The organism is Nonomuraea turkmeniaca, assembly GCF_005889735.1.
GTDB classification, from domain to species: domain Bacteria; phylum Actinomycetota; class Actinomycetes; order Streptosporangiales; family Streptosporangiaceae; genus Nonomuraea; species Nonomuraea turkmeniaca.
The window spans coordinates 1-12,506 of the sequence record NZ_VCKY01000284.1; the positions used below are offsets into that span (position 1 = coordinate 1).

8 protein-coding genes and 3 pseudogenes are annotated in these 12,506 nt (G+C 67.5%); 4 read left to right on the top strand and 7 right to left on the bottom strand.

The window, feature by feature from the left end; translation table 11 throughout:
* The 3 genes from ETD86_RS47190 to ETD86_RS47200 form a co-directional block, all read right to left on the bottom strand.
* The coding region (locus ETD86_RS47190) for a non-ribosomal peptide synthetase (RefSeq protein ID WP_138673158.1) at window positions 1–2,366 on the bottom strand (2,366 nt) is incomplete at its 3' end.
* Between the two features lie 36 nt (window positions 2,367–2,402).
* Window positions 2,403–3,893: a class I adenylate-forming enzyme family protein gene (locus ETD86_RS47195; protein ID WP_246149344.1), complete on the bottom strand. Its 1,491-nt coding sequence runs from the start codon at window positions 3,891–3,893 to the stop codon at window positions 2,403–2,405.
* A 523-nt stretch (window positions 3,894–4,416) separates the two neighbouring features.
* Window positions 4,417–4,611 carry a hypothetical protein gene (locus ETD86_RS47200; RefSeq protein WP_211370752.1) on the bottom strand — a complete coding sequence of 65 codons (195 nt, stop codon included), beginning with the start codon at window positions 4,609–4,611 and terminating at the stop codon, window positions 4,417–4,419.
* On the opposite strand from ETD86_RS47200, the gene ETD86_RS47205 reads away from it, so the two are divergent.
* Complete coding sequence (locus ETD86_RS47205) at window positions 4,595–4,894, top strand: hypothetical protein (protein WP_246149346.1); 300 nt, start codon at window positions 4,595–4,597, stop codon at window positions 4,892–4,894. The genes ETD86_RS47200 and ETD86_RS47205 overlap by 17 nt on opposite strands.
* Window positions 4,895–5,863: 969 nt before the next feature.
* On the opposite strand, the pseudogene ETD86_RS47215 reads toward ETD86_RS47205, so the two are convergent.
* The 4 genes and pseudogenes from ETD86_RS47215 to ETD86_RS47230 all read right to left on the bottom strand — a co-directional run.
* Window positions 5,864–6,169 (bottom strand): annotated as a pseudogene (locus tag ETD86_RS47215) (DUF6461 domain-containing protein); the annotation flags it as partial.
* 104 nt (window positions 6,170–6,273) lie between these two features.
* Window positions 6,274–7,808 (bottom strand): annotated as a pseudogene (locus tag ETD86_RS47220) (ISL3 family transposase).
* 221 nt (window positions 7,809–8,029) lie between these two features.
* A complete protein-coding gene (locus ETD86_RS47225; protein WP_138673161.1) occupies window positions 8,030–8,251 on the bottom strand; it encodes a hypothetical protein in 222 nt (73 codons plus the stop codon).
* 146 nt (window positions 8,252–8,397) lie between these two features.
* The gene (locus ETD86_RS47230) at window positions 8,398–8,901 is read right to left on the bottom strand and encodes a hypothetical protein (RefSeq protein WP_138673162.1); all 504 of its coding nucleotides are present in this window, start codon (window positions 8,899–8,901) and stop codon (window positions 8,398–8,400) included.
* Window positions 8,902–9,356: 455 nt separating this feature from the next.
* Between ETD86_RS47230 and ETD86_RS47235 the strand changes: the two are divergent.
* The 3 genes and pseudogenes from ETD86_RS47235 to ETD86_RS47245 all read left to right on the top strand — a co-directional run bounded on the left by ETD86_RS47235 (window position 9,357) and on the right by ETD86_RS47245 (window position 12,207).
* A pseudogene (locus ETD86_RS47235) lies at window positions 9,357–10,138 on the top strand (transposase family protein).
* Between the two features lie 669 nt (window positions 10,139–10,807).
* Window positions 10,808–11,128 carry a hypothetical protein gene (locus tag ETD86_RS47240; RefSeq protein ID WP_138673163.1) on the top strand — a complete coding sequence of 107 codons (321 nt, stop codon included), beginning with the start codon at window positions 10,808–10,810 and terminating at the stop codon, window positions 11,126–11,128.
* A gap of 539 nt (window positions 11,129–11,667) precedes the next feature.
* Window positions 11,668–12,207 (top strand): GNAT family N-acetyltransferase, encoded by a 540-nt coding sequence (locus ETD86_RS47245; RefSeq protein WP_281287091.1) that lies wholly within the window; start codon window positions 11,668–11,670, stop codon window positions 12,205–12,207.
* Window positions 12,208–12,506: the final 299 nt, after the last annotated feature.

Genomic DNA, 12,506 nt, shown 5'->3' on the forward strand with positions numbered 1-12,506 from the left:
CGGTAGCCCCGCGCCACCCCGGCTCCGCCGATGCACAGTTCGCCGACGACGCCCGGAGGCACCGGACGCATCGACGCGTCGAGCAGGTAGATCTGGGTGTTGGCGAGGGGACGGCCGATCGTGATCGGCACACCGGGTTCGCCCGGCTCGCCGAACGTGCTCCAGATGGTCGTCTCGGTCGGACCGTACACGTTGACGACGCGATCGCAGCGGGCGCATAACTCCTCCGCGAGCCGGGGCGGCAGCGCCTCTCCCCCGGTCAGCGCGGTCACTCCGGCCAGACCGCCGGGCAGCAGCAGCCGCCACACCGACGGGGTGGCCTGTACGTGCGTGACACCCTGCTCCGCGACCAGCCGGGCCAGCGCCTCCGGCCTCCGCACCGCGCCGTGGGGTGCGACGACGACCCGGCCACCGACGATCAGCGGCAGGTACAGCTCAAGGGCGCTGATGTCGAACGCGGGCGAGGTGAGCGCGAGCCAGGTGTCACCGGACCCGGCGCCGAGCCGGTCACGCATGGCGAGCAGCAGGTTGGCCAGGTTTCGGTGATCGACCTCGACCCCCTTCGGCCGCCCCGTCGAACCCGAGGTGTGGATCACGTAGGCGATCTCCCCGGGCGACGGCGGCCGCCCGGGCTCCTCCGGCACCGGGCCGGAGCCCGGTTCCTCGTCCACCAAGAGCACAGGCCCCGGCAGCCCGACCGGCGCGGCGCTCTCGCACAGCAGCAGCCTGGGCCGGGCTTCGTCCACGATCATGGCGAGCCGTTCCGCCGGGTGGTCAGGATCGAGCGGCAGGTAGGCGGCCCCTGCCTTGTGCACGGCGAGCAGGCTGACCAGCAGCAGGTCGGAACGCCGCAGGTGCACGGCGACCAGTTCCCCGCGTCCGGCACCGGCCTGCCGCACCCTGCGGGCCAGCCGCTCGGCCGCGGCGTCCAGCTCCGCATAGGTGAGCGAGCGCCCCTCGAACGTGACGGCGCACGCGTCAGGACGGGCCCGCACCTGCTCGGCGAACAGACCGGGCAACGTCGCTTCCGCGGGATACGCGACCGCGGTGTCGTTCCACTCAATGAGCATCCGCCGCGACTCCGCCGCGGGCATGACGTCCAGGTCGGCCAGGCGGGCATCGGGATCCTCGGCGGCGTGACGCAGCAGGGCGCGCAGGCCCTCGGCGAACCGGGCCGCGACGTCCCGGTCCACGGCCACCGGGTCGTACCGTACGCACAGCGCGAGCCCGTCAGGACCGTCCACGACCTGCAGATGCAGCGGGTTCCGCGCGCCACCGGCGAACATCATGCGGTCCACGGTGACGTACAGGCCGGGGAAGACCGGATCGCCCTCCCGCCTGCGGTAACTGATCGACACGGGTACGGCGGCGCCACGCGGCGCCACGCTCAGCGCCCGCCCGGGCGGCGCCTCCCGGAACCTGTACACCTCACGCAGCTCGCCACGCAAGTCCCGCACGAACTCGCGGAACGCCTGACCAGGCTCGGGCCGCGAGAACACGGGCAGCTCGCTGACGTACGGACCGACGTGGTCACGGGTCCCGGCACCGCGCGTGGTCACGTCGATCGCGACCGCCACGTTCTCCGTGCCGTACCTGAACAGCAGCGCGTGCACCCCGGCGAGCAGCACCTCGAAGGTCGACGCGCCGGTCGCCCCGGCCACCTTCGCGGCGTCGCGGCTCAGCTCGTGATCGAGCCCGGCGTCGATCTGCTCACCGGGCCCGTACCGTCTGCCGGTGCGCCGCTGACCCGGCAGCACGATCTCGGCGGGCTCCGCCCAGCGCCCGGCCCAGAACTCCCGCGCCGCGGCCAGGACGCCCGGCCCCGGCTCGTGCCCGGCGATCGACAGCGGTTCCACCGCCCCACGTGAACCGGCTCCGCGCGAACCGGCTCCGCGCGAACCGGCTTCGTAGAACCGGGCGAGGTCACGTACCAGGATGTCCTTGGACATGCCATCGAAGACGAGATGGTGGGCGACGAACAGCAGCAGATGCCGCCCCGGCCCCGCGGGCGCGATCGTGAACCTGGCCAGCGGCCCCTTCTCCAGGTCGAACCCGCGGGTGACCTCCTCCCTGATCAGCCGTTCGAGGGCGTCGGGCGAGGGATCGGGCAGGTCGGCGAGCGTCACGGACGGCTCGGCGGCGGGAACCACGCGAAGCCCGTCGCCGCTCTCCGCGACGGCGGTGGCGAGCACCGGATGCCGCGCGACCACATCGGCGCACGCGGCGAGCAGCGCGGCCACGTCGAGGTCGCCGTCGAACCACAGGGCGAGCGGCATGTGGTACGTCAGCCCCGCGCCCATGCGTTCGCCGATCCACATGCTCTGCTGGGTGAACGAAGCCGGAGTGCTTTCCTGGCGGTGCGTCATGTGCGTTCTTTCTGTGCGTTCACACTTTCTGCGTGTTTACGTGGAGCCGTCCGCCGGCCGCTCGAGCAGGTCACGGAGCCGCGACTTCATCACCTTGCCGAGGTGGTTCTTCGGCAGTTCGGTCACGAACAACAACCGGCTCGGCAGCTCGTGCCTGGCGAGCCGGTCCATCAGGAACGTCCGCAGGTCGGCGGCGGTGACCGGGGACCGGGTGACGACGGCGGCCGCGGTGACCCGGTCGAGCACCGGGTGGCGAACGCCGACCACAGCGGCCTCGGCGACCGACGGATGTTCGTACAGCGCGGCCTCCACCTGGAGCGTGGACACCTTGTGCGCGCCGGACTTGATGACGTCGCTCTCGCGGTCGACGAGGTAGAGGTATCCGTCCCGGTCGAGGTAGCCGACGTCGCCCATGCGCACCCAGCCGTCGCGGAAGATGTCGTCGGTCAGCCGCCGGTCCCGGTAGTACGCACGGGTTCCGGCGGGCGAGCGCATCCACACCTCGCCCTGCTCCCCGATGCCCGCGGCCCGCCCGTCCTCACGGACGATCTTGAGATCGCCGCCCGACGAGGGCCGTCCCACCGACGCCGGCCGCTCCGGGTCCACGATCATCACGGTCTGCGCCGGGGCCGCCTCGGTCGAGGTGTAGTAGTTGACGATCGTCGCTTTCGGGAATGCCTTCGCCAGGCCGGCCGCCACGGCGGGCGGCAGACTGGCCGCGGTGGAGCCAAGCAGCCGGACGCTCGACAGGTCGTACCGGTCCTGGACCCGGGCGTTGAGCAGTTCGATGGCCATGGCCGGCACCACGAACACGGTCCCCGCCCCGAACGACTCGATCAGCCGGGCGAAGCGGGCGGGCGTGAAGCGCGGCAGGGTCAGCGCGGCAGGGCGGGCGTCCAGGGCGTTGACGAGCATGGTCTGTCCCGCGTTGCTGCCGATGGGGAACGCGTGCAGGAAATGCCGGGAGTGTGAAAGTTTGCGGCGTCGCGGATGGGTGGAGACTCCGTAGGCCAGATTGGCGTGGGTGGCGCCGACGCCTTTGGCCCGGCCCGTGGTGCCAGAGGTGTAGATGATCTGCGCCAGCCCGCCGGGATTGACGTCCCGCCGTACCGGGCCGTCCTCGCCCTGATCCAGCTCCGCCGGCGTCGCCCGCCATGCGCCCACGCCCGGCGGCTCGGTGCCGGACCCGTGCAGCACGGCGGTCACGGAGCAGTCGGCCAGCGCGTGGCGTACCTCGGCGGGTGCCAGCCGTCCGGACAGCGGCACGGCGACGCAGCCCGCCCGCATGACCGCGCACCAGGCGACGCCCAAGTCGATCCAGTCCCGCTCGTCGAACAGCAACCCGACCCGATGGCCGGACGGCACGCCGCGATCGATCAGAGCGCGGGCGACCGCGTTGGACCGCCGGTCCCATTCGCCGAACGAGATCGTCCCCACATCGGCCACCACGAGGGCCGGGCTCTCGGGCTGCTCCTCGGCGCGATGTGCGAGCAGGTCGGTAAGCAGGAGCCGACCGTCACCGCTCACCACGGTACGTAACCGAAATGTTTCGAGCGCACAACCTACCCCTTGTTCAATAGCCCCGTCGGTTCGAGCTATTTGGGCCTCTTCCCAACCCGCCTGGTCCGAAGAATAGGCAATGCGGGCCGGTCCACAACAGAGAAATTTTTAATATTCTTCCGAAACTTTCGACAGCACAGCCGGGCCGGGGACACGCGCACCAGCCGATCACGGCGCGACCATGGAAGTGGACCACCAACCGCCAACGCGCCTCGCCTGCTGCTCACGCGGCTGCGTTCGGCCAGTACTCGATCAATGTGCCTCGGAGATCTTGAAGACGCTCCCACGCGATCGCCGTCTCCCGATCGCGCCCGCATCGCCGCGATCTGCTCTTCCATGGCCGGCAGGTGCGTGGGGTCGGGGGGTGAAGAACCGGCAGGCGGCGCACTGATAGCGGATCACGCAGGCCTTCCCGCCGGGCTCGGACGGGGCCACGGCTCCTCGCAAAGGCCGAAAGCATCGCCAAGGCGCGCGGGTGACCGTCGCCCGCCTACCGGACCGTGGCCCGAATCGTCGCCGCCGTACGCTCCTCGATCGCGCGGATCACCGCCACCATGTCGGTGCCGCCGAGCCCCAAGGCGGCGCTCTCGCCGAACAGTGCGTGACAGACGTCAAGCAGCGGCGAGGCGATCCCGGCCGCGCGCGCCGCCTCAGCGATCCGCCGACAGTTGTTCTCCGCGATCATCTGTGACAACTTCAGCCCGCACCTGACGACTAAGAAGGACAAGCGGGTCGGCGAGTGGGCCGAGGCGAACAACGTCGAGATCGCCTACACACCCACCAGCTCCTCCTACCTGAACCGGATCGAGGCGCAGTTCACCGCATTGCGCGAGTTCACCCTCAACGGCACCGACCACACCGGCCACCGCGAGCAGGGCAGCATGATCCGCCGCTACATCGCCTGGCGAAACCGCAACACCGACAATCCTCGCCTACGCAGGATTGTCAAGAGGGCAAACGTGGCCTGACGCGGCACTAGACCACTGGCGGCGCTCGGTATCTTCGGCATACTCGCGCTGAGCACGAGCCTGATGCACCGATGGTGGGCACGCCATAGGGGCGGCGTTCAGAGGGGGAAGCAATCCGCCCTCGGGGCTGTACTGATGTCGCTCTTTCTGATCATCATGTCAGGGTTGAACTTGGTACCTCTTCCACCAGGACTCAAACTGGCCTTGTTCGTACCTGCCCTGGTTTGCCTTGGGGGCGGCTACTTTTGGTTACTGATGCGAGTGGTTCGCAGCCAGAGGCAGTCGCAGATTAGGCAATGACACAGGTTCCGTCGTGTTGTCGTACGGCTGGCGCATTGGTCGTGGTCCATCGCGTCAAGCACGCGGACGGCGAACGCCTCGGATGCCCGGCCGCGAACTCGTCAGCGGTGACCCGGTGGAAGCCGCGGGTCTCGTCGGTCTCGGTGAGCCGCCCACCAATGTGGCGCAGCCTACGATCTCTCGAACCTAGTCGAGAAGGTCTGGGCGACGGTTCGCGAGGGCCGCCGTGCAGTCACAAATCGTTCGTGGAATTCCACGCGTGGTCGCTTCGACGGCCTACACCGAGGCCTGGCAGGAGGCGCGGAAGCTCGCCTTCACGCCCGCCCAGGTCGCCTCTCTCCTCCCCCGCCGGCCGTACGACCTCCGGCACGTCGCCGTCTCAATCTGGCCGCACGCGGGCGTACCGACCCCGAGGTCGCCGAACGTGCGGGACACAGCTTTGACGTGCTCCTCCGCGTCTACGCCAAGTGCATCGACGGTCAAAGGAGATCTCGCGAACCGCCGGATTGATGATTGAGCCCTTTTCATCCTTTCCGCAGGACAGCTCGGAAGCGGGGTGACGCGGAAGTGCTTGGACTGGGCGGGATCGCCCGACGATCTGCCCTGCGGCGGCCTGAGTATCATCTCTACGGTTCACGCGGTCTGAGCTGTGACTTTCAGGATGAAGGCTCACTGTTGGCCAACGTTACGACTTGGTTGGTTCTGGACGACGCCCCACATGAACGTGGAGCCCTTCAGCAGTTGCTCCGTCGCCCTGATCCCGGTCAGGTGCTCGACGAGTAGGAAAGCCGGCCCTTTGTAGAGGTCTAGAAACGATGGGTAGAGCCTGTCGATCTCCGCCATCGTGTCCACGAGTTCGTCCGGCGTCCCGGTCGGAAATTCCACATCGACTCCGAAGCAGAATCTGATCTCGTCGTCCTCACACCAGTAGAAGTAGTCCAGGCCCTTGATACTGAGTGCGGCTTGGGAGACGAGGCGGGTGCCTCGGAGAGTTTAGTGATCACGTCTTCGTGGGTGCCGAGCCGGGACTGTACGGTCTTCGGCTCTGGCCCGTAATCGGTGGTGGCGTTGAGTGATCTTCACTGCAGCAGGATTCGGTGGCGCAGAAGGTCGAACCCGGCACGGCCGTGCATCTGCCGCATGATCCTCTTCGTGCGGGTGTTGACGCCTTGGTTCGTCCGTTGTGGTGCGGAAGGGTGAGGGCGGCGTCCACGGCGTCGCGGTCGAGTTCGAGGCCATTGGCGAAGCCGTGCAGGTGAGGCAGATCAGCGGCTCGGACGGTGATGATCCAGGCGGTGAGCTTGGCGTCGTTGCCCTCGGCTGGGGTGAGAAGTTCGGCGAAGTCGCGGACATGGCGGGCGAGTTCGGTCAGTTCGGGACAGGCGGCTGTGAGTTCCTGCACCAGCCGAGTGTCGCGATCGCGTAGCCGGTCGGGGCGGGTGAGCAGAAGACGAGCCAGGCGACGCGGGGTGATGACGGGTCGCGCTGCTTCGGCTCGGCCTTGGGTGATGTAGCGGTAGAGCAGGTTGAGGCTGCCTGAATAGCCGAGCTCTTTGATCTCGCGAAACAGCTGCTGGACTGCAACGGCTGGCTCGGTGGCGCGCCGCTCTCGCAGGTGATCGCGGTAAGGATCGACGAGAATGGGTCGGTAGCGCGGGGCGCGGCGTAATGCCTCGGGTTCGCGGGTGCGGGCGTAGCGTTTGACGGTGTTGAGGGACAGATTCAGCCGGCGGGCGCATTCCAGGAGGCCGACGCCCTTATCGAGCAGGTCGTGGATCTGCCGCCAACGCTCGCGGATGGTCTGTTCATGGACGCCGGCGGGCCGGGGCGGGTTGACCGTGGCCCAGCAGGCGCTATGGGAACGAACCTCGGAGAGGGCCTTGTCACAGAAATTCGCCCACAGGTGCCAGCGGTCTCCGACTTGCACCGCATCCGGCAGGGCACGCCGGATTGCCTCGCCGTAGGCGCCCGACCCGTCGCGGCAGACGATCTCTACCCCTGGGTGAGATCCCAGCCACGTCTCCAGGACTTCAGCACCGCGGCCGGGCAGCACGTCGATCCGCTCGCCGGTCTCGGCGTCGGTGAGGATGGTGGCGTAACGGTGGCGGCGCTTGAAAGCGAAGTCATCGACACCCCGCACTCGCGGGACCCGCAGCGGTGGCAGCGGTAGCCGCATGAGCAGGCGCAGTGCCGTAGACCTCGAGATCGTGACGGCCAGGACCGCCGAAAGCCGAGCCCCCGCCCGGCCGGCCAGTTCTTTTACCACTGCGCCCAGCTGGCCAGTGAGCCTGCTGGTGCGACGCTGGTAGCGGTCGAGCAGGCCGGGCACCTGCTCACGAAACGTCTGCCGAGGGCAGCCCCACGCCGGGCAGAGCAGACGCCGTACCTGTAGCGACACCACCACCGGCCGCCCATCGACCGGGATGTCGGTGACCGTCCGGCTGGCGTAGCCGTGCACCCGACCGGTCAGCATCCCGCACACCGGGCACGGTACCGGCTCGTCCCGAGTACGGGCCATGACCCGAATGAGGTCGTCCTCGTCCTCTACACCCTCGATGACCAGGGCAGACAACCCCGCGAACACCACACCCGTAAGATTGTCGATCTTCAGCACGGCCCAGCCTGGCAGCTGCTCACCCGGCGCCACCACCGATTACGGGCCAGAGCCGAAGACCGTACAGTCCCAAGCCGGATGAAAAGCGCTCAGTAAGGGGCCCGCCAGATGGTGCTGGCGAGCCCTCAACTGAAAGTCGGGTACCGGTGTGCGTGTCGCCTTTCGGGACAGGGCCGCTGACCAGGCGGCGGCCATGTCCTAACTAAGCGCCTCTGGCCGGGCTAGTAGGAGTAAGCGTAGTTCGTGTAGTAATAGGTGCTGCACGACAATGAGCTGCAGGCCCACAGCTCATTGACCATGCGGAAGTCGTAGTCCGAGATGTAAGAGGTGTTGCGCCTGAGGATGATTTCCGGATGGGTAGCCCAGCTGCCGCAGCCGCTGACAATGTTGGTCCAGCCGATCAGGCGGGCCAGGTCGATGGCCAGGTTGCGGAGGCCGGCCATGATCCGGGGTGCGGCGCCGGTCCGGACGCGGGAGGCGTCTTCGCGGTAGGTGACGTGGCGGATGTGGTGCAGGGCTTCGATGCTCCAGTGACCGCGGATCAGTGCGGCGAGCTGGGCGTGGGTGATGCGTCCTGGTGGGATGGTGTTTAGAGGGGGTAAACCATGGGGCTTAGCATGCGGCCCTCGCGTGCCCGGTCAAGTACCGCCACCTTGCATGGTCCTTGGTTGCCGACCGCGAAGACGAAACTCCTTCTCTGATTTTGCGAGATGGAGAACCAGCCGTGGTCGTAGAACGTGTTCGGGCCGCAGACCAGTTGGAACCGCACGGTTGCCGTGCCCGCCCAGTTCCTGGTGAAGGCTGCGTCGTATCCGCCGGGAGAGCCGCCAAGCCAGGTCGCGCACACTACGCCGATAATGTGGTTCTGGCATCGCGTCTGACCTACAACAGATGTTGTGCTGCTTGTGTCGGCCTGAGCCGCAGATGTGGAGAAGGTGATGAGCGGAACAGCGGCACATGCTACAGCGAGCGCAATAGCGCCGAGTCGACGATTTGTGGTCACGTTGATCTTTTTCCATCCCCTCTTAGCCGTTCTTCCCTGACAGGTCGTGAGTGTGGATTCCTCCTCGTTGATGAGGAGGACGGTGATCATGCCCCTCTGGTGCGGAGCCAGCCAATCCCGTCCTTTCGTGTGTTTTGCAGACACCGACCAGAGTCCTCGCTCGGCCGCGAGATGGGATCACCGGCGGGAGCGATCGTGCCCCTCACCCTCGCGAGGGAGAGGGGAACTAAAAGTTCCCCCGCACCGGCGATGTGCTCGGGCGGGGCCTCTTTCCGTTGTGCCAGGCCGCCAGGACGGCATGTTCTTGGCGTGGCGGTCGACTTGGGCGCGGAAGCGGGCGTTGGTTGAGGCTTTGGATCATCACCAGGACCGTCTTCCGCACTTGTTCCTCCTCCATCGGCCGCTGTCGAAGGAGAAGTGAGGGTTTTCCAACCTGAAGCTGCAGGTCGGGCGCGGGATACGTTGGCAGGCTTGATCGACAAGTAGAGGAGCCTCTGGTACAAGGGTTGTCGACCAAGATCAACCGCTGGACCAGAGGCTCCGAGTTGCTGTTCTACCGCGCCGCCATCCCGCTGTCCAACCGCACCCTGACCCGCCTGGCCGGCCTGATCCGCGAGCGGCGAGCCGAGCGCCGCAGCAGATGGCGCCGGTTAGACCCCGCCCGGCAGGCGTTGCTGGTCCTGGGCCACCTGCGCAACGGCGACACCTACACCCGCCTGGCCGCCGACTTCGGTATCGGCACCGCCACCGCCTGGCGCTACGTCCGCGAAAGCATCGACCTGCTGGCAGCACTCGCCGAAGAGGTGCAGGCCGCAGCTGCCCGAGCCGCCCGGCTCGCCTACGCGATCCTGGACGGCACGCTCGTCCCGATCGACCGCCTGGCCGATGAACGGCCGTACTACAGCGGCAAACACCAGCGCCATGGGGTGAACGTCCAGATCCTGGCCGATCCTCTGGGCCGTCTGGTCTGGGCCTCACCCGCCCTGCCCGGCGCCACCCACGATCTGACCGCGGCCCGCACCACCGGCCTGATCGACGCGCTGACCAGCGCCGGCGTGACCACGTTCGCCGACCGCGGCTATCAGGGCGCGGGCACACCATCCGCACTCCGTTCAAGCGTCACCGCTACCGTCCCGGGCTGTCGCGGGCGCAGCAGGACGTCAACCGCTCCCACTCCCGGATCCGGGCGATCGGCGAGCGAGCGGTGGCGACGTTGAAGACCTGGAAGGTGCTGGCCAAGCTGCGCTGCTGCCCACGCCGCGCGACCGCTGTGGTGCACGCCATCCTGGTCCTCCAGATGATGGAGGAGAACCGCTACTCAGGATGAAAAGAGCTCATTGATGACGCCCTGGCGGCATGACACGCCATCCGCAAGGCAACAGGTCCCGGATGATCCCCCAAGCGCAAACATCCCGCGCCTTACGTGTCTTCGTCGCGGGGCGAACACCTCTTCGAATTGCGGATCGTAGACAACCTTGCGTTTAACGCGATCACGCTGACTTCTTGAGCGCGGGGTGGCGCTGGGCTGGGGTGCTGGTTCGCCCCCGAGGTCGTCCCGGACCCGCCTTGGAGGGTTTTGGAGGGGTAGCAGGGGTGCCGGTGATCGGTAGTACTCGGGCGAAATCCCGGCGGACGCGTCCGGGCGAGAGCCTGCGGTGATGTCGGCGTTCCCAAGGGTAGCGTTGATCTTGGACAAGGTCGCGGGCGAGCAGGAGCTGGGTGTAGGCGGCCAGCAGAACCCCGGTCCAGCGCATCGCCTGTTCGGGATGGCGCAGCGCCATGCTGGTCCAGCCGAGCACGCTGGTGTCCGGTGGGCCGGGCCTCGTTCCTCAGCCCCGGCCCGTCCAGCGCCCAGCCAGGTATGGCGATCGGCCACATAGAGGCGATCGTGAGTGCAGTAGTGCCGACCCGGCGGGGCTTGAGAGCTTCCCCACCATTACTGGCTCCGTGGCCTGAGGACCCCCGCAGCCTGTGGCCCAGCGCTATGGTAACCCCCGTGATCAGCATGCCTCCAGGGTTGGGCTACCACGCTGTCGTCGTGGTCACCACGCTTGTCATCGCCTGGTGGGTGAGCGTCCCCTTTAGCTACGCCGAGTCAGGTGTGGTGGTGATCTTTGCTCTCGTACCTCTGGTGCTGTACTGGGCCATCCGCCTCTCCGTGGCGCTGATACGAGACGCCCCAGCAGTACGGCACCGCCATCTCGGCTGGCTCCCGTTACCCGTGATCGTCCTGGGATTGTGCGCCGCTGTCGACGCCGACCTTCCCTTCAAGACGCGTTTCGCGCTCTCCCAAGCCAGCATGGAGGGCTACGCCTAAGGCGTCCTCCACGGCGGCGCTCCCGGCTGCGCGCTTGGGCGGGACTCTTCCCAGTGTGTGGCCACATTGTCGGCGAGGAAGAGAGCAACCTAATCGGCGTCGAACTGCAGATCAGCGACTGGCCCATCGCGGGTTCGCGATGCTTCGTGTGGGCGCTTCACGGTCAACCACCCGCCGACAACCACGAGTACGGGCTCAGGCATCTGACCGGCTCCTGGTGGGGCTGCCGAGGGTGGGACGGTTGGTAACCGCTGGACACATCGGACGCACAAGCCGACTCAATCAAGCCACCACAAGGTGAAGTCCCAGTTCAGAAGCAGGAATGGCCGGAATCATGCCCCCCGAGGGCTCGGACCTAAGGCCATGTCTGACCGATCGCTCCTGCCGGTTCGACGGATCGGTCACTTCGTGAAGAGTTGCGTCTGCAACCTTGACGTGCGTGGTCATGGCCGGGCGATCATGGCGCATGACTCGCGCTCTGTCGACGCTGCCCGTCATTCCCTCCGGCTCGCTCGCTGACTCCCTCCAGCCCGTGCTCCCTGCCACCGGGGGCCTGCTGCTCCGTCCCTGGGAACGGGCCGACGCACCGACATTCCTGTCCGCTTACCAGGACGACGAGATCAGGCGCTGGCACACGCGCCGTCCCCTCGACCGAGACCCAGGTCCTGGAGTGGTTCGACACCTATCACCAGGACTGGGAACGAGAGAAGGGCGGTCACTGGGCGGTCACCCGCGACGGCGGCGAGGTGCTCGGCCGGATCGCCCTACGCGGCCTGGACTTCGACGATGGCATAGCCGGCGTCGCATACTGGGTACTCCCGGCCGCCCGCGGTGCGGGCGTGGCCTCCCGCGCCCTCACGGCGCTCACCGCTTGGGCCCTGGATGAGATTGGCTTCCACCGCCTGGAGTTGGACCACTCGACGCGCAACACAGCCTCCTGCAGGGTTGCCACGAAGTGCGGCTACCTCTTGGAGGGCATCAAGCGGAGCGCCGCCGTGCATGACGACGGCAGACACGACATGCACCTGCACGCCCGCATCCGGCCCGCCGGAGGCTTCTTTCACCCATCAGTCGCCTAGTCACCTCCGACCCGGCCGCGCGCCCTCGCCGCGCGACGAGGCCCGGCCTTCACCTCTCCCGGCTCCTGTAGGTGGCCCGCAGGTCGATCAGCTTCTCCCTGGCCGCCTCGTCCAAGGCTCGGCGCTGATCCGGGTCCTCCTCCCAGGTGGCCTCCGCGCACAAGACCCTAGATCTAGGTGGCTGGTGTTTTTTGATCTATCTCGCTTAGGTCTGTCCTCTTGTGCCAGGGTGATCGGTGTTGGTCACCGGGCGTGGGGAGAGATCGAGCGATGGCAGTGGGCCAGACTCCGTTGCAGCC

Bases quoted from the DNA above. Each gene is read 5' to 3' on its own strand.
- ETD86_RS47200 (WP_211370752.1), bottom strand. From the start codon at position 4,611: ATGATCGCGGAGAACAACTGTCGGCGGATCGCTGAGGCGGCGCGCGCG.
- ETD86_RS47225 (WP_138673161.1), bottom strand. From the start codon at position 8,251: ATGGCCGGCCTCCGCAACCTGGCCATCGACCTGGCCCGCCTGATCGGC.
- ETD86_RS47230 (WP_138673162.1), bottom strand. From the start codon at position 8,901: ATGATCACCGTCCTCCTCATCAACGAGGAGGAATCCACACTCACGACC.